Below are 15,732 nucleotides of genomic sequence, written 5' to 3' on the forward strand. Positions count from 1 at the left end.
GCAGCGGGTAAGATAGGGGCGACCGGAGTGCGAGAAGGAGTATTTTCCGTGGCGGACATACCTCTCTTCCCATTGAACGTCGTGCTCATGCCGGGCACTCCGCTGCCGCTGCACATCTTCGAAGAGCGCTACAAGCAGATGGTGAACGAGTGTCTGGAGACGGGTTCGGAGTTCGGCATGGTCCTCTCGGACGAGTCCGGGACCCGGGAGGTGGGCTGCACGGCGCGCATCGTGGAGCTGGTGCAGCGGTTCGAAGACGGGAGGATGCTGATCCTGGTCGAGGGCTCGCGCCGCTTCAGGCTCCGCAACATCCTCTCCGGCCGCCGGCCATACTATGTGGGAGAGGTGGAGTACCTCGCCGAGGAGACCCCCGGAGACGAGGTGACCGGGCTCGCCGAGGAGTGCATCGCGCTTCTGGAACGGGTGGTAGAGATAGCCACCGAGGGCGAGGTGGACATAGAGGTCGAGCCGCCCTACCGCAACCTCTCGTTCGCCATCGCCGGCCGGATAGAGTTCGAGACCGAGGTGCGGCAGCAGATCTTGGAGCTCCCGAGCGAGCGCGAGCGGCTGGAGAAGCTAAAGCAGCTGCTGACCGAGGCGGCCGATCGGCTGGAGAAGACGCGAAAGATCCGGGAGATAGCCGAGACCAACGGACATATCCGTCGCCGCCCCTCTCCGGACGAACCGCCTACTCCTCCGGAGGAGTAAGCTCCTTGAGCCGCTCGACCGTCCGCCGGTCCGCCGTGTAGACCAGCGGTTCGGCCGCCAGATCCTCCTCGCCCGCGGCGGCGCGGATGCGCTGCGTCAGCTTCTCCCGCGGCAGCCAGTCCATCGAGGGCAGTGCACTGGCCTCGATCGTGAGCCGTACCCCGCCGCCGGCGAACTCCTCCCGCCGCACGAGGCGCGGCGGGGTGACGTACAGCTCGTCGGCCTCCTCCAGCGCCCGCACCACCCTCCCGGCCGCCTCCGGATTCCGGAGCTGCACCTCGACCGTGAATCGCTGACGGCCCTGTACGTAGTTGGTCACGCCGGTTATGACGCCGTTGGGGATGTAGACCACCTCGCCGGAGACCGTGCGGAGCTTCGTGGTGCGCAGGCCGAACTCCTCCACTACCCCGAAGGCTCCCATCGGTTGTACGGAGATGAAGTCTCCGACGCTGTATTGGTCCTCAAAGAGGATCGAGAACCCGGCGACTATGTCGCGCAGGAAGCTCTGCGCGCCGAAGATCACCAGCGCCGCGAGCACCGAGGTCCCGGCCACGACCGGTAGGGCCTCTCTGAGGAAAGCGCTGACCGCCACGAGCGCCACCACGATGAAGGTGGCGTACTTGAGCAGGTTGCGGATGAGGGTTACGGCCGTGTCCTGGCGTTTGATCCGGGCTCTGGTCTGCGGGTCGGGCCGTCCCTCCGCCGGCCGCCGCCAGTAGAGGAGGCGGGGGAGGATCCTGACCGCCAGCCGGTAGAAGAGGATTCCCAGCAGGATGGCGAGGACCGTCGCCGCCAGACTGGCGACGAAATCCGGGCCGGTGACGTAGTCCAGAAGCCGCTCGTAGAACCCGATGAGCCCGTCGACGGCCCGGCCGGCCTCCTCGACCGCGTTCTCGGCCTGAAAGAGCGGTGCGCCTGCCGTCACAGCGGGGATCTCCCCGGCTCTCTAACCGTGCCGCTCCAGGGCGTGCCGGATCAGGCGGTCGAGCAGCTGCTCGTAGGAGAGGCCGCTGGCGGCCCAGAAGCGGGCGTAGCCGCTGGTGGGGGTGAAGCCGGGGATGGTGTTGATCTCGTTCAGGAGCACGCGGCCGGTCTCGCGCTCCAGGAAGAAGTCCACGCGGGCCATCCCGGCGGCATCCACGGCCCGGAAGGCCGTGCGGGCGATCTCCCGGATCGCCCGCGTCGTCTCATCCGGTATCCGGGCGGGGACCACGATCTCGCTCTCTCCTTCGGTGTACTTGGCTCTGTAGTCGTAGAAGTCGCGGTTCCGGACCACGATCTCGCCCGGCAGCGAGACCTCCGGCCACTCGTTGCCGAGCACGGAGACCTCTATCTCGCGGGCGTCGAGCCCCTGCTCGACGATGATCCTGCGGTCCAGCTCCGCGGCCTCTTCCAGACCGGCCCGGAGCTCGCCGGCGTCCCGGGCCTTGCTGATCCCGACGCTGGAGCCCAGGTTGGAGGGCTTCACGAAGCAGGGGTAGCCGAGCAGAGCCTCTATCCGGCCGATCCAGCCCTCCGGGTCACACTCCCACTCCTCCCGGGTGAGCCCGACCCAGTTTACCTGCGGCAGACCGTGGAAGGCGAAGATCTTCTTCATCGTGATCTTGTCCATCGAGACGGCGCTGCCGAGTACCCCGGAGCCCACATACGGCACACCGGCCAGCTCCAGCAGCCCCTGCACCGTGCCGTCTTCGCCGTAGGGACCGTGCAGCACCGGGAAGACCACGTCGACGTCCCCGAAACCGTTCGGGAGCTTCTCGTCTCTGGTGGCCGGAGCCCGAGGCTCTTGCGCCTGCGGGATCGCTCTGCGGGCGGCGGCCTCCAGCTCCGACAGGGCGTTCTCGCCCACGCGCCAGCGGCCCTCCCGGGTGATCCCCACCGGGAGAACCTCGTAGCGGCCGCTCTTCTCGAGCGCCTCTATCACGCCGCGGGCCGAGGCGAGCGAAACCTCGTGCTCTCCGCTGCGCCCGCCGAAGATCACCATTACTCGAACCATGCGACACCCTCCGTTTTGGCTACCTATCCTAGCAGGTGTCAGTCCGGCCGGCTCTGAAGCCCGAGCTCCGGGGCGCGCTCACGCATCGCAGCCGCGACGAACTCTATGTGCTCGTCGAGATTCACCCCGAGCTCCTCGGCTCCCCGGACGATGTCTTCCCGGTCTACTCCGGCGGCGAACGACTTCTGCTTCATCTTCTTCCTGACGCTCTTCGCTTTCAGGCCCTCCAGCCCGTTCGGCCGCATGAGGGCCACCGCGGTGATGAACCCGCAGAGCTCGTCCACAGCGTACAGGGTCTTGGACATCAGGGTATCGCGGGGCACACCCAGATAGTCTGCGTGGCCTTTTATGGCATGCAGTACGTCTTCCGGGTAGCCCCGGCGCTCCAGCTCTCGCACGCCGACCATCGGATGCTCCTCCGGGGTGGGATGCTTCTCGTAGTCCATGTCGTGCAGGAGACCGGTGATGCCCCACTTCTCCTCGTCCTCGCCGAAGCGGCGGGCGTAGGCGCGCATGGCGGCCTCCACGGCCAGCATGTGCTTGCGCAGCGAGTCGCTCTCAGTCCACTCGCACAGCAGCTTCCAGGCCTCCTCGCGGTTCATGCTCCTCCTCGGCTCGCTTCCACTGCTACGCGAAGGATTTTAACCGGAAGATACGATCTCTATCGTGCCGCCCTGCCGGTTGGTCTGCTGTACGGAGCGGGTACGCTCACCGTCAGTCAGGATGACCCGCAGTACGTCAGAGCCGGGACTCTGTTTCTGGATCCTGCACCGCAGCTCCCGCCCGCCGAGCTCGTAGGTGTAGCGCCTGGGAACCTGGCCGCTGATGACCGTCCGCTCCTCACCTACGGTGCAGACCCCGGAGAAACGGGTTCTCTCCCCGCCCTCCAGCCGCAGCACGACGCTCTCTGCGGCGGCCCCCTGCCATTCGTATTGCAGCTCCCCGGGGGCCGGCCCTTCTTCTCCCGTTACCTCCAGGGTGGGCTCCCGGTAGTCGCCGGAATGCTCGGTAACCCCGTCCGAACCGCCGTTCGCGCATCCTGCGAGGAGGAACATCGTTGCCAGAATGGCCAGAGCGTGTTTCAAGAAACCTCCGGATAGCGTACGGGACTGGATTCTACCATCCGGAGAGCCGGTCCCTAAGCCCCGTAGCGGTTGAGCTTGAGCGCGTGGCCCATGAGCAGGCCCATGACCTCCTCCGCCGGGAAGGTGCCGAGCACGCCGCCGGCGCAAGCCCGCTCACCGAAGCCACCGGCGGTGGGCACGGCCCACCGCGAGTGCAGCAGGAAGGGGACCGGGTGCCAGGAGTGGCTGCGCAGCGCCGCCGGGGTGGAGTGGTCGCCGGTGACCGCGAACGCCGCCGGACCTGCCTCCAGAATCTCCGGGATCAGGGCGTCGACCTCCTCTATGACCCGCGCCTTGCGCTCGAAGTCTCCATCCTCGCCGGCGCTGTCGGTAGGCTTGATGTGAACGAAGAAGAAGTCGTATCCTTCCCAGCTCTCCCGGAGGGTCCGGATCTCGCCGGCTATCCCCTCGCCTTCCTGCAGCACCTCCATCCCCGCGAGCCGGGCGAGTCCCTTGTACATCGGGTAGCTCGCGATGGCCGCGGCCCGGAGCCGGTACACCTCGTCGAACTTCGGCAGCGCAGGATGCATCCCGAAGCCACGCAATAGCACCGTATTGGCCGGATGCCGGTCGCTCAGGATCTCGTTCGCCTGCTGCACGAAGGCGTTAGCCAGCTCGGCGCTGCGCCGGGCCTTCTGTGAGTCGGGGTCGGTGGGCCGGACCGGGAGCGGTTTCTTCCCGGTCTGCTGCGGGTCGGTGTCCGAGAGGGCGTCCGAGAGATCCTCGGCACGGAACACCACGACTGCCCGGTGCTCCTTCTCCGGCACCACGAAGGTCTCCACCGGGGAGAGATCTACCTTCTCGTTCAGCAGCGCGGCCAGCTCCGAGCCGAGCTCGCTCGGGATGCGCCCCGCGCGCCGGTCCGTGATCTCACCGGTCTCGCTCATGGTGGCGAAGTTGATCCGGGCCGCAAGGTCGGTGTCCTCGAGCTCGAACCCGACGCCGAGCGCGCTCAGAACGCCCCGCCCCACCGGGTGCTGCAGAGGATCGTAGCCGAAGAGGGAGAGGTGCCCCGGACCACTGCCGGGGCTCACACCCGCCGCCACAGGCCGGATCAGACCGAGCTCCGAGCGGGCCGCGAGCGCGTCCAGGTTCGGGGTGCCGGCTGCCTCCAGCTCGGTCTTGCCGGCGGGACCCGGCAGCCCTCCCAGACCGTCCAGGACGAGCAGTACTATCTTCGATTCGGTGCGGACCGAAAGCTCTCGCATCAGGTTCAGGTCCAAGGCTGCCTCCCTCGTAGTAGTTCGCTCCGGCTCTACGCCGGGAGAACAGCATAGATATAATGCCGGACGCAGGCAAGCTGCTGGACCGGAGGGCGGATGAGGGTAGAGGTGCTGGATCTGAACTTCCTGGACCGGAAGGGACTTATCAGGGCGTTTCTGCTGCGGAACGGGGATTCCGCAGCGCTGGTGGAGACGGGGCCCGCCACCGGTCTGGAGAGCCTCATGCGCGGGCTGGAGGAGCGGGGCGTGGCGCCGCGAGACGTGCGCCAGGTCTTCCTGACGCATATCCATCTTGACCACGCCGGAGCCTCTGGCACCCTGGCGGAGCTGCTGCCCGACGCCACCTTCTACGTGCACGAGGTCGGAGCCCCGCACATGATAGACCCCTCCAGACTCCTGAAGAGCGCCGGCCGTATCTACGGCGAGAATATGGAGGCGCTCTGGGGCGAGGTGCGCCCGCTGCCGGAGGATCGGCTGGTGAGGCTGAAGGGCGGGGAGCGGCTGGAGGCTGCCGGAGGTGAAGTGGTCGCCCACTACACCCCCGGGCATGCCTACCACCACCTCGTCTACCACGAGCCGGAGAGCGGCGCCATGTTCACCGGCGACGTGGGGGGAGTGCGTATGCCCGCAGCGGCGTACGTCCGGCCGCCGATCGTGCCCCCGGAGTTCGACCCGGAGGCCTGGCAGGAGAGCATCCGGAAGATCCGGGAGATCTCGCCATCCTCGCTCTGGCTCACGCACGGTGGCGAGTTTGCCGACGTCGAGCGCCACCTGAACCAACTGGAAGATCGCCTGAGAAGCTGGGTGGAGTTCGTCGAACTGCGCCTGAAAGAGGGTATGGACGAAGAGGAGATCCTGGCCGATCTCCGAGAGTACGGCGATGCCGAACTGGCCGAACTCGGCGCCGATGAAGAGACGCGCCAGAGCTACGAGTTCGCCAGCGCGTACTGGATCGCGGTCTCCGGCCTGATGCGCTACTTCTCCAGGAAGGGGCGCTGACCGGCCGGAGAACTTGTAATACCTGTAAGACATCTAGTAGTATGCCGGGCTATGATCGGGAGGAGGGCAGGCTCTCGGCCTTCTGGGGCTCTACGTGCGGAGGAGGCCTGAGGGGGGTACGTTCGTGCGGGGGTACGGGGTTGCGGTCATACCGGGAGACGGGGTTGGGCCGGAGGTAGTTGGGACGGCATGCAGGGTTTTGGACCGTGCTGGGGAGCTGTGGGGTTTTGAGCTCCGCTGGGAGATTTTCGACTGGGGGTGCGGGCGCTATCTCCGCACCGGGCGGGTGATGCCGCGGGACGGGCTGGATAGGCTGCGGGGGTGTGATGCGATCTTCCTCGGCCCCGTGGGGCATCCCACGGTACCCGACCGCATTCCGCTGGAGGGGCTATTGATTCCGATCCGGCGTGGCTTTGAGCAGTACGTGGATCTGCGACCCGCAAGGCTCTTCGATGGCGTCCGCTCTCCTATCCGCAACGTGCGGGGCGGGGAGATAGACTTCGTCGTGGTGCGGGAGAACAGCGAGGGGGAGTGTTCGGAGGTCGGGGGGCGGCTGCACCGGGGGACCCTGCGGGAGATGGCCGTGCAGGAGGCCGTCTTCTCGCGGCCCGGGCTGGAGCGCATCATGCGCTATGCCTTCGAACTCGCGCGCGAGCGCGGCGGTGAGCTGGCTTCGGCCGTTGCGGTGGACGGCATCACGCACACGATGCCGCTTTGGGACGAGGTCTTCTCCGGGCTCGCGGAGGAGTATCCGGATGTACGGACCGTCCGGCACTCCGCGGAGGAGCTGGCGGCTCTCTTCGTGTTGCGTCCCCAGCAGTTCGACGTGGTGGTGGCCTCGAGCCTCCTGGGCGGCATTCTGGCCGATCTGGGTGCCGCCGTCTCCGGCAGTGGTGGCATGGCGCCTTCGGCCAGTCTCAATCCGGGGCGGGAGCACCCCTCGATGTTCGGGCCCCGGCACGGGCCCGTGCCGGAGGCGGCCGGGAGGGGGACGGCCAATCCTCTGGGGCAGGTCTGGTCCGGGGCCATGATGCTGGAGCACCTCGGGGAGAGGGAGGCTTGTGAGGGGATCATGGCCGCTCTGCAGCGCGTCCTGCCCCACACGGAGGGGCTTACCCCGGACCTGGGCGGCTCGGCGCGCACCGCGCAGGTGGCGAACGCCCTGATGGGTGCCCTGGAGTGCTAGCTACCCCTCCGGGGGCGCCAGGCCTTCTCCGGAGGGGTCGAAGCCCAGCTCCGAGGCCCGCTCTGCCACGTGGTGCCACATGGCGCGGGATGCGCTGCCGGAAGACCGGCGCTTCACGGCGCCGTATATCTCCGCGTGGGACTCCAGCTCCCACTTTGAACGCTCCAGAGACCTGAGCCCGGCGCGGCGGGCTTCGAACAGCAGGGGCTCGATGCCGCGGCAGATGGAGAGGTACAGCGGGTTGCCGGAGGCGCGGGCCAGAGCTTCGTGGAACGCCATGTCTGCAAACACCCGCCCCCTCAGGCTGTCTCTCTCTATGTGAGACTCCAGATTCCGCAGGGAAGCCTCGAGCCGCTCCAGATGCTCATCCCCGGCCCGCCGCGCCGCCAGCGCCGCCATCTGCGGCTCGAAAGCCAGCCGCACCTCCATCACGGCGCTCAGGGGCACGTCCGCGCTTCTGTCCCAGATCCCCGGTGGGTCCTCCCGCGCGTCGGGGTCCGCTACGAACGAGCCGCGGCCCATCTGGATCTCGATCAGACCCATCGAGCTCAGCACGCGCAGCGCCTCCCGCACCGAAGATCTGCCAACCCCGAACCGGTCACACAACATCCGCTCAGAAGGCAGCCGGTCTCCGGGCCGAAGTATCCCCATTCTTATCTCGTCGGAGAGGGCCTCGACGATCTCGTCTACCACACCTCTCCGCCCCGAACTCCCTCTGAAGTACATGCTTGCAGGTCGCGTTGTGGCGGACATTTCCCCAAGCTACGGCTTGGGCGCCAAGTATATTATCATGAGCTAATTCATATTGTAACCGGTGATCCGGCTCAGCCGCTCTCTTTGAGGGCGGCGATGACGTCCTGGAGGCCTTGCCTGGCGTCGGCGAAGAGCATCATGGTCTTCTCCTGGTAGAAGAGCGGGTTGTCCACACCGGCGAATCCGGGGCTCAGGGAGCGCTTGATAAAGATCACGCGCCGGGCGCTCTCCACGTCCAGGACGGGCATGCCGCTGATGGGGCTGTCCAGATTCGGGTCTTTGGCGGCGGGGTTCACCACGTCGTTGGCTCCGACCACGATGACGGCGTCGGTCTCGGGGAAGTCGGCGTTGATCTCCTCCAGGTCCAGGAGCTTATCGTAGGGGACGTCGGCTTCGGCCAGGAGCACGTTCATGTGTCCGGGCATCCTCCCGGCGACCGGATGGATGGCGAACCGTACCACCTTGCCCTTCCGCTCCAGCACCTCCACGAGCTCGGCGGCCAGCGTCTGGGCCTGGGCTACGGCGAGGCCGTAGCCGGGGACTATGATCACGGAGTCGGCGTCGTAGTTGAGCACGGCGGCCACGTCCTCCGGCGTCACGGAGTTGACCGGCTTCTCGTCCTCTTCCTTCTTCGCAGCGGCCGGCGGTGATGCGCCGACCCCCGCGAAGATGATCTTGTTCAGCGGCCGGCCCAGGGAGCTGCTCATAAGCCGGGTGAGGATCGTACCCGAGGCCCCGACCAGCGCCCCGGCGATGATCAGGACCTCATTGCTCAAGAGGAAGCCGCTCATGGCCGCGGCGAGCCCGGTGAAGGCGTTCAGGAGCGAGATGACGATCGGCATGTCCGCCCCGCCGATGGGAATCACCAGCAGCACGCCGAGCGTAAGGGCTATGAGGAAGACGAGCCAGACGGAGAGCAGCGGCAGGGGCCCGCCCGCGAGGGCGTTGATGCCCAGCAGGACCGCCGCGCCCAGCAGCCCGGCGTTCGCCACCTTCTGGTAGGGGAAGGTTACGCTCCCGGCCAGGAAGAGCTCCTCCAGCTTGACGTAGGCGATGGCGCTCCCGGCGAAGCTGACGCTGCCGATCAGGATGCCGGCCAGGATGAAGAAGACGTCGGCCCGGTCGCCCGCCACCTGTCCGATGTGTATCTGGTAGAACTCCGCGAGCGCGATGAACGCCACCGCGCCGCCGCCCACCCCGTTGAAGGCGGCCACCATCTGCGGCATCGCCGTCATCGGCACCCTCACGGCCGAGACGTACCCGATCACCGAGCCGATCGCTACACCGACGAGGATCTCCCAGTAGCTGACGATCCGCTGGTCCAGCAGCGTCACACCGAGGGCGATCGCCATGCCGATCGCAGCCAGGCTGTTGCCCGAGCGGGCCGTCTCCGGCGAGCGCAGCCGCCGCACGCCGAGGATGAAGAGCAAAGCCGCGAACATGTACGAGAGCGTCATGAAGGTGTGCACGCTACACCCGCCTCCTCACCCGGCGGACGCGCCGCTTCTTCTGCGGCTCGCGCTTGAACATCTCCAGCATCCTGTTCGTAACCACAAATCCGCCCACGACGTTGATGGTGGCGAAGATGACCGCGATCATGCCCAGGACGGTGGTGAGCAGGCTCTCGGAGGCCCCGAGTACCAGCAGCGCCCCGACCAGGATGATGCCGTGGATGGCGTTCGTGGCGCTCATGAGCGGCGTGTGCAGCAGGCTCGGCACGCGGGAGATGAGCTCGAAGCCGATCACGGCCGCCAGGACGAAGATGATGATCTCCAGCAGGAGCTGCTGGTCCATCAGCTCTCACCTCCCTCGAGCGCCTCGCGGGTGGGGGCGTGGCGGATCTCGCCCGCGTGCGTGACGCACGCCGCGTCGGTTATCTCGTCCTCGAAGTCTAGCTTCAGCCGGAGGTTGCCCTCCTCGTCTCTGTCCGCCAGATAGGAGAGGAGCGCGTACATGTTGCGCGAGTACATCTGGCTGGCGTGTACCGGTACCGAGCCCGGCAGATTGAGCGGGCCGTGGATCCGGACCCCGTTGTGCTCGACCACCTTGCCCGGCACCGTCAGCTCGCAGTTGCCGCCGGTCTCTGCTGCCAGATCCACGATTACCGTCCCCGGCCGCATCTCCTCCACCATGTCCTTCGTGATCAGGACCGGTGCCCTCCGGCCCGGGACGGCCGCCGTGGTGATGACCAGGTCCATCTCCCGCAGCCGCTCCCGGATCATCTCCCGGTCCCGCCGCTGCTTCTCCTCGGGCTGCACGGTCGCATACCCGCCGGTGCTTGCACCGCTCTCCGCTTCCTCCGCGATCCCGGCCTCCGGACCTTCCTCCTTGCCGTCCCGCTCGGCGAAGGAGTAGAACCCGAGCGCCACCATGAGCCGCGCGAAGGGAGAGAGTACCCGTTCCTCTTCCACGACCTCCTCTTCTTCGGCGGCTGCTCCCCCGGGCTCTGCCGACTCCAGAAACCGCGCCCCCAGGCTCTCTATCTGCTCTTTCGTCTCCGGCCGGATGTCGAAGGCCTCGACCTCCGCCCCCAGCCTCCTGGCGGTCGCTATGGCCTGCAGCCCCGCCACCCCGGCCCCCAGCACCAGCACCTTCGCCGCCCGGGTGGTCCCGGCGGCCGTCGTCATCATGGGGAGATACTTGCCGAGGGCGTTGGCCCCGAGCAGTACCGCCTTGTAGCCTGCGAGCGAGGCCATGGAAGAGAGGGTGTCCATCGCCTGCGCCCGCGTTATGCGGGGGATGAGGTCCATGCTGAAGAGGGTGACGCCCGCCGCCGCGATCCGCTGCACGAGCTCGGGATAGAAGGCGGGCTGGATCGAGGTGATGAGGACGCTCCCTTCGCGCAGCAGGGGCAGCTCTTCCTGTGTGGGGCGCTGCACCTTCAGGACGATGTCCGCCGAACCGAATACCTCGCCGGCGCTCTCTGCCACCCGTGCCCCGGCTTCCCGGTACTCTTCGTCCGGGTGGTATTCGCGGCCCGCGCCACTCTCGACCAGAACCTCAAAGCCGTCCCGGACGAGCTTCTCCACCGTCTCGGGCACGAGGGCGACCCGGTTCTCGCCGCCTCTGGCCTCTCTGACTATCCCCACCTTCATGGCCCGCAATTATATTGCAGGGGGAAGTTCTGCGCTTCCTCCTACGGCCCCGTCTCGCCCCGCGAGACGTGCCGGGCCACGATTCCGGGCACCTGCCCGGGGCCGACACCCGTGTGCCAGGAGCCGTCCGGGTAGATGACGGCGTTGGGCCCGCGCTTGCAGAGCCCGAGGCAGTCCACCTCATTGACCCTGACCCGGCGCATGCCCCGCGAACGGAACTCGCGCTTGAAGAGCTTCTTCAGCTCCTTCGAGCCCCGCTTGCGGCAGTCCCCGCCGCAGCAGACCAGAACGTGCGCCCGGTAGCCGCCCGCTTTCACACCGTTCTGCGGGGGCGCAGGCTCCGCAGGAGCCTCCCGGGGAGCGAGCGGTTTCTGTACGCCTCCTGCCTCCTCCCACTCCAGCTTCAGGCTGAGCTTGCGGCGGCGCTTTTTGGCCTTGCTCTTGATCCTGGCCCGCAGCTCCTCCGGAGCCCGCACAGGCCGCCCGTCCACCAGCAGCGTCCCGGACCGGAGCTGCCCGGCGAATCGTTCCAGCCAGGAGATCAACTCCCTCCGGCGCATCTCTCCTCCTGCTTCTTGTTGAGAGTCGTTTGCAACAGGCCCTAATATACAACAACGGCTGCGGGGGAGGCGGATTTGCGTTGCCGGGGCCGGCCCGGATCTGCTAATCTCAGGCCGCACATCTGCCGTGAGGGAGCTTTGGGCGAGCATCTGGCCGTCATAGACGTGGGGTCGAACACGATCCACCTGCTGGTGGGCACGGTGGAGGGGGGGCTGGTGTTACCCCGGGCGAGCGAGAAGGTCTCGGTACGGCTCGGGGAGGGGGTTGAGAGGACGGGGCGGCTCCAGGAGTCTCGGCTGCAGATTGCGGTGGCGGCCATAGACCTCTTCGCCCGGATCTCGGCTCTGCACGGGGCCGTGCGGCCGGAGATCGTCGCCACCAGCGCGGTGCGGGAGGCGGTGAACGGGCGGGAGCTGATCCGGGCCGTCCAGGTGCTCAGCGGGCTGGAGGTGCGGTTGCTCTCGGGTGAGGAGGAGGCCGTACTGGGGTTCCGCGGGGCGATGTCCGCGGTGAGGTTGGAGCCGGGGGCTCCGGTGCTGGTGGTGGATCTCGGGGGAGGTTCGGCGCAGTTCATCTTCGGCGGCATCGAAGGACCGGAGTGCCGGGTCTCGCTACCGCTGGGCACCGGCCGCATCACCGAGCGTTTCGTTACCGGGGAGACCGCCCGCCGGGAGGAGCTGGAGCGGGTACGGGAGCACGTGCTGGCGGCGCTGCCGGACTGGGAGCTGCCGGAGGGCACGGTCGCGCTCGCGGTCGGGGGCTCGGCGCGGGCCATGCTCAAGAGCAAGCCCAACCCGCTCACGCCGGAGGCTCTGGGCGAGGTGGCGGCCGAGGTCGGGGAGCGAACGGCGGCGGTGTACGCGCGGGAGCGGGGGCTGAGCCCGGTACGGGCCCGGGTGCTTCCGGCGGCGGCCGCGACGTTGGGTGCGGTGCTGGAGAGGTTCGGGCTGCCGCACTTCACGGTAGTGCGCGGAGGGGTGAGGGAGGGGGTTCTGCTGACGGCGGCCATGAACGGCGAGGTGCGGGGTTGGAGACCGGAATAAGGCTTACGGAGCCGGAGCTGTACATAAACCGGGAGCTCTCGTGGCTGCAGTTCAACGACCGGGTGCTGCATCAGGCCCGGGAGCGGCGGCATCCCCTGCTGGAGCGGGTACGGTTCGTGGCCATCTCGGAGACCAATCTGGATGAGTTCTTCATGATCCGGGTGGCGGGACTGCAGCAGCAGCTCGCCTCCGAGCGTCCCAACCCCGTCCCGGACGGGATGTCGCCGGAGGAGCAGCTCGCCCAGATCCAGGTCCACACCCGGGCCTTCTTCGCTGAGCAGCGCCGGATACTGCGGGAGGAGCTGCTGCCCGAGCTGGAAGGGGAGGGGATCCGGATCGTCCCCTACAACCGGCTCGACCGCCGGGAGAAGGAGGAACTGCGCCGGGAGTTCGAGCGCGAGATCCTGCCCATCCTCACCCCGCTGGCCATAGACCCGGCGCACCCGTTCCCGCACATCTCCAACCTCTCGCTCAACCTGCTCGTCGTCATCCGGGACCGGGGGCGGGAGGTGCTCGCCCGGCTCAAGGTGCCCAACACCCTCAAGCGTTTCCTGCGGATCTCGCCGCCGCAGGAGCCGCCGGAGCCGGGGCAGCACCACGAGGTGAACCTGGTGCGGCTGGAGGAGGTGGTGGCGGCGAATCTGGACGAGCTCTTCCCGGGAAAGGAGATAGTCGCCAGCTACGTCTTCCAGGTGGTGCGCAACGCGGACCTCGTAATCCAGGAAGACGAGGCCGCGGATCTTCTGCGGGCGGTGGAGGACGAGCTCGGCCAGCGGCAGTTCGGGCAGAGCGTGCGGCTGGTGGTTACCGGGGAGATGCCGGGGGAGCTGCGCGAGTGGCTGGCCGGGCATCTGGGGGTCGATCACAGCGCCATCTTCGCCGTCGAGGAGCCGCTGGGGCTTGCGGATCTGGAGGAGCTGACGCACGCCAGCCGGCCGGATCTGCTCTACCCGCCCATCGCGCCCCGTATCCCGGAGGAGTTCAAGAAGGGCCGGTCCATCTTCGCTTCCATCCGGCAGGGGGACATCCTGCTCTACCATCCGTACGACTCTTTCGCTCCGGTGGTGGACTTCGTGCGGGCCGGTGCGACGGACGGCGGGGTGCTGGCCATCAAGCAGACCCTCTACCGGGTCGGCACGAACTCTCCGATCATTGAGGCTCTGCTGGAGGCGCGGGACGAGCGCACGCAGGTGGCGGTGCTCGTGGAGCTGAAGGCCCGCTTCGATGAGGAGCCGAACATCGGGTGGGCGCGGCAGCTGGAGGCCAGGGGCGTGCACGTGGCCTACGGCATCGTAGGGCTCAAGACGCACGCCAAGATCTGTCTGCTCGTGCGCCGGGAGGAGGGCGGGCTGCGGCGCTATCTGCATCTGGGGACCGGCAACTACAACCCCTCGACCGCGCGCGCCTACACGGACTTCTCGTATTTTACCGCCGACCCGGATCTGGGCGAGGACGGCACGGACCTCTTCAACTCCCTGACCGGCTACTCCGAGCAGGAGGAGTACCGCAAGCTGCTCGTCGCACCGGGCCGGATGCGGCGGCGGCTCCTGCAGATGATAGAGCGCGAGGCGGAGAAGGCCGCGGGCGGCAGGCCCGCCCGCATCGTCTGCAAGATAAACCAGCTCACCGACCCGGAGATGATCCGGGCCCTCTACCGGGCTTCGCGAGCCGGGGTGCGGATAGATCTGATCGTGCGCGGGACCTGCTGTCTTAAGCCCGGCATTCCCGGGGTGAGCGAGAACATCCGGGTGGTCTCGCTCGTGGGCCGCTTTCTGGAGCACGCCCGGGCTTACGTCTTCGGGGCGGGGGAGGACGAGGAGATCTATCTCGGCAGCGCCGACCTGATGGAGCGCAATCTGGACCGCCGGGTGGAGATCATCTTCCCCCTGCGGGATGAGGCTAGCCGGCGGAAGGTCCGGCGCATCCTGCAGCTCCAGCTCTCCGACACCGCCAACGCCTGGGAGCTCGGGCCCGATGGCTCCTACGAGCGGCTCCGGCCGGAGGAGGGGAAGGAGCCGCTGGACAGCCAGGCACTCCTGCTGGAAGAGCCCGTCTAGCGGGTCTTCGCTTTGAAACCGGCGCGCCGGTCTGCTACGTTTGCGCTGCAGTCGGTTCTCTGAGGAGGCGGGCGCTTCAGGATGACTGAGCTTATCTCCATGATCCGGGACGTTGCGGCGGAGCCTTTCGTGCAGGCAGGGCTGCGGGCCGCCCTCATAATCGTGGGGGCCTTCGGCCTCTACTGGCTGATCAAGGCCCTCTCACACCGTATCGTGGATATGGTTAGGAATGGAGAGGCCGGGGACATACTGAGCCGCCGGGAGCGGGAGAAGCGGGCCACGACGCTGGCCGGTATAGTTCGGGCGGCCTCCCTGGTCGTGATACTCGTCATCGCGACCATCATGGTGCTCGGGGTGTTCGGATACAACGTCGCCCCGCTTCTGGCCGGTGCCGGGATCGTGGGCATCGCGGTCGGCTTCGGGGCGCAGAACCTGGTGCGGGACGTGATCACGGGCTTCTTCATCCTGCTGGAGAACCAGTACAGCGTGGGGGACGTGGTGCAGATCAACGGCGTCGCCGGGGTGGTGACGCACGTGGGGCTGCGCACTACGACGCTGCGCGATCTAGAAGGGGCTACGCACATAATACCCAACGGGATCATCGAGATGGTCTCGAACATCACCAAGGAGTACAGCCAGGCTCTGGTGGATGTCGAGGTGGCCTACAAGGAAGACCTCGACCGGGTGAGGGAGGTCCTGCTGCAGGTGGGCCGGGAGCTGATGCGGGACCCGGAGTTCGGCCCGCACGTGCTGGAGGAGCCGCAGGTGCTGGGGGTCGAGGCCTTCGGCGCCTCGGGGATAACGATCCGGATGGTCTGCAAGACCGCCGCCGACCAGAAGTGGAGCATCACCCGCGAACTGCGGCGGCGGATCAAGGTCGCCTTCGACCGCGAGGGCATCGAGATTCCCTGGCCCCATCAGAAGGTCTTCTATTACAGCGCTTCGGAAGGCCCGGACGGATCCGGACGCCCCGCCGGGTGAGGCCGT

The 15,732-nt window shown here is 67.5% G+C and carries 16 protein-coding genes; 6 read left to right on the top strand and 10 right to left on the bottom strand.

Features of this window, described 5'->3' with window-relative positions; genetic code table 11:
- The first annotated feature begins 48 nt into the window (after window positions 1-48).
- The gene (locus E0L93_RS04105) at window positions 49-708 is read left to right on the top strand and encodes an LON peptidase substrate-binding domain-containing protein (RefSeq protein ID WP_132688869.1); all 660 of its coding nucleotides are present in this window, start codon (window positions 49-51) and stop codon (window positions 706-708) included.
- Here E0L93_RS04105 and E0L93_RS04110 read toward each other — a convergent pair.
- The 5 genes from E0L93_RS04110 to E0L93_RS04130 are packed head-to-tail and all read right to left on the bottom strand — an operon-like array spanning window position 689 to window position 5,051.
- A complete protein-coding gene (locus E0L93_RS04110; RefSeq protein WP_165874149.1) occupies window positions 689-1,633 on the bottom strand; it encodes a mechanosensitive ion channel family protein in 945 nt (314 codons plus the stop codon). The two genes, E0L93_RS04105 and E0L93_RS04110, sit on opposite strands and share 20 nt — an antisense overlap.
- 21 nt (window positions 1,634-1,654) lie before the next feature.
- A complete protein-coding gene (locus E0L93_RS04115) occupies window positions 1,655-2,704 on the bottom strand; it encodes a D-alanine--D-alanine ligase family protein (RefSeq protein ID WP_132688875.1) in 1,050 nt (349 codons plus the stop codon).
- 38 nt (window positions 2,705-2,742) lie between these two features.
- Window positions 2,743-3,306 carry an HD domain-containing protein gene (locus tag E0L93_RS04120; protein ID WP_132688878.1) on the bottom strand — a complete coding sequence of 188 codons (564 nt, stop codon included), beginning with the start codon at window positions 3,304-3,306 and terminating at the stop codon, window positions 2,743-2,745.
- A gap of 39 nt (window positions 3,307-3,345) precedes the next feature.
- Window positions 3,346-3,789 (bottom strand): hypothetical protein, encoded by a 444-nt coding sequence (locus tag E0L93_RS04125; protein WP_132688881.1) that lies wholly within the window; start codon window positions 3,787-3,789, stop codon window positions 3,346-3,348.
- A 53-nt stretch (window positions 3,790-3,842) separates the two neighbouring features.
- Window positions 3,843-5,051 carry a 2,3-bisphosphoglycerate-independent phosphoglycerate mutase gene (locus tag E0L93_RS04130; protein ID WP_132688883.1) on the bottom strand — a complete coding sequence of 403 codons (1,209 nt, stop codon included), beginning with the start codon at window positions 5,049-5,051 and terminating at the stop codon, window positions 3,843-3,845.
- 96 nt (window positions 5,052-5,147) lie between these two features.
- Between E0L93_RS04130 and E0L93_RS04135 the strand changes: the two genes are divergently transcribed.
- Both E0L93_RS04135 and E0L93_RS04140 read left to right on the top strand, forming a co-directional pair.
- The gene (locus tag E0L93_RS04135) at window positions 5,148-6,050 is read left to right on the top strand and encodes an MBL fold metallo-hydrolase (protein ID WP_132688886.1); all 903 of its coding nucleotides are present in this window, start codon (window positions 5,148-5,150) and stop codon (window positions 6,048-6,050) included.
- A 124-nt stretch (window positions 6,051-6,174) separates the two neighbouring features.
- Window positions 6,175-7,236: an isocitrate/isopropylmalate family dehydrogenase gene (locus E0L93_RS04140; protein WP_132688889.1), complete on the top strand. Its 1,062-nt coding sequence runs from the start codon at window positions 6,175-6,177 to the stop codon at window positions 7,234-7,236.
- Here the strand turns inward: E0L93_RS04140 and E0L93_RS04145 are convergent, their stop codons facing one another.
- The 5 genes from E0L93_RS04145 to E0L93_RS04165 all read right to left on the bottom strand — a co-directional run bounded on the left by E0L93_RS04145 (window position 7,237) and on the right by E0L93_RS04165 (window position 11,644).
- Window positions 7,237-7,929, bottom strand: a complete 693-nt coding sequence (locus tag E0L93_RS04145) for a FadR/GntR family transcriptional regulator (protein WP_165874150.1) — start codon at window positions 7,927-7,929, stop codon at window positions 7,237-7,239.
- A 131-nt stretch (window positions 7,930-8,060) separates the two neighbouring features.
- Window positions 8,061-9,458 carry an NAD(P)(+) transhydrogenase (Re/Si-specific) subunit beta gene (locus E0L93_RS04150; RefSeq protein ID WP_243638101.1) on the bottom strand — a complete coding sequence of 466 codons (1,398 nt, stop codon included), beginning with the start codon at window positions 9,456-9,458 and terminating at the stop codon, window positions 8,061-8,063.
- A 1-nt stretch (window position 9,459) separates the two neighbouring features.
- Window positions 9,460-9,783 carry an NAD(P) transhydrogenase subunit alpha part 2 gene (locus E0L93_RS04155; protein WP_132688895.1) on the bottom strand — a complete coding sequence of 108 codons (324 nt, stop codon included), beginning with the start codon at window positions 9,781-9,783 and terminating at the stop codon, window positions 9,460-9,462.
- Window positions 9,783-11,084: an NAD(P) transhydrogenase subunit alpha gene (locus tag E0L93_RS04160; protein ID WP_132688899.1), complete on the bottom strand. Its 1,302-nt coding sequence runs from the start codon at window positions 11,082-11,084 to the stop codon at window positions 9,783-9,785. Before E0L93_RS04160 ends, E0L93_RS04155 begins: the two co-directional genes overlap by 1 nt.
- Window positions 11,085-11,125: 41 nt before the next feature.
- A complete protein-coding gene (locus tag E0L93_RS04165) occupies window positions 11,126-11,644 on the bottom strand; it encodes a (2Fe-2S) ferredoxin domain-containing protein (protein ID WP_132688902.1) in 519 nt (172 codons plus the stop codon).
- Window positions 11,645-11,782: 138 nt separating this feature from the next.
- On the opposite strand from E0L93_RS04165, the gene E0L93_RS04170 reads away from it, so the two are divergent.
- The 3 genes from E0L93_RS04170 (at window position 11,783) to E0L93_RS04180 (ending at window position 15,726) form a co-directional block, all read left to right on the top strand.
- Window positions 11,783-12,688, top strand: coding sequence for a Ppx/GppA phosphatase family protein (locus tag E0L93_RS04170; protein ID WP_165874151.1), 906 nt, complete (start codon window positions 11,783-11,785; stop codon window positions 12,686-12,688).
- Window positions 12,673-14,745 (top strand): polyphosphate kinase 1, encoded by a 2,073-nt coding sequence (ppk1, locus tag E0L93_RS04175; RefSeq protein WP_132688908.1) that lies wholly within the window; start codon window positions 12,673-12,675, stop codon window positions 14,743-14,745. Before E0L93_RS04170 ends, ppk1 begins: the two co-directional genes overlap by 16 nt.
- An 81-nt stretch (window positions 14,746-14,826) precedes the next feature.
- Window positions 14,827-15,726 carry a mechanosensitive ion channel family protein gene (locus E0L93_RS04180; protein ID WP_132688911.1) on the top strand — a complete coding sequence of 300 codons (900 nt, stop codon included), beginning with the start codon at window positions 14,827-14,829 and terminating at the stop codon, window positions 15,724-15,726.
- The last annotated feature ends 6 nt before the right edge of the window (window positions 15,727-15,732 follow it).

Origin of the sequence: Rubrobacter taiwanensis (assembly GCF_004337705.1) — a bacterium.
Taxonomy (GTDB): domain Bacteria; phylum Actinomycetota; class Rubrobacteria; order Rubrobacterales; family Rubrobacteraceae; genus Rubrobacter_C; species Rubrobacter_C taiwanensis.

Bases quoted from the DNA above. Each gene is read 5' to 3' on its own strand.
- E0L93_RS04115 (WP_132688875.1), bottom strand. From the start codon at position 2,704: ATGGTTCGAGTAATGGTGATCTTCGGCGGGCGCAGCGGAGAGCACGAG.
- E0L93_RS04120 (WP_132688878.1), bottom strand. From the start codon at position 3,306: ATGAACCGCGAGGAGGCCTGGAAGCTGCTGTGCGAGTGGACTGAGAGC.
- E0L93_RS04135 (WP_132688886.1), top strand. From the start codon at position 5,148: ATGAGGGTAGAGGTGCTGGATCTGAACTTCCTGGACCGGAAGGGACTT.
- E0L93_RS04155 (WP_132688895.1), bottom strand. From the start codon at position 9,783: ATGGACCAGCAGCTCCTGCTGGAGATCATCATCTTCGTCCTGGCGGCC.
- E0L93_RS04160 (WP_132688899.1), bottom strand. From the start codon at position 11,084: ATGAAGGTGGGGATAGTCAGAGAGGCCAGAGGCGGCGAGAACCGGGTC.
- E0L93_RS04165 (WP_132688902.1), bottom strand. From the start codon at position 11,644: ATGCGCCGGAGGGAGTTGATCTCCTGGCTGGAACGATTCGCCGGGCAG.
- E0L93_RS04180 (WP_132688911.1), top strand. From the start codon at position 14,827: ATGACTGAGCTTATCTCCATGATCCGGGACGTTGCGGCGGAGCCTTTC.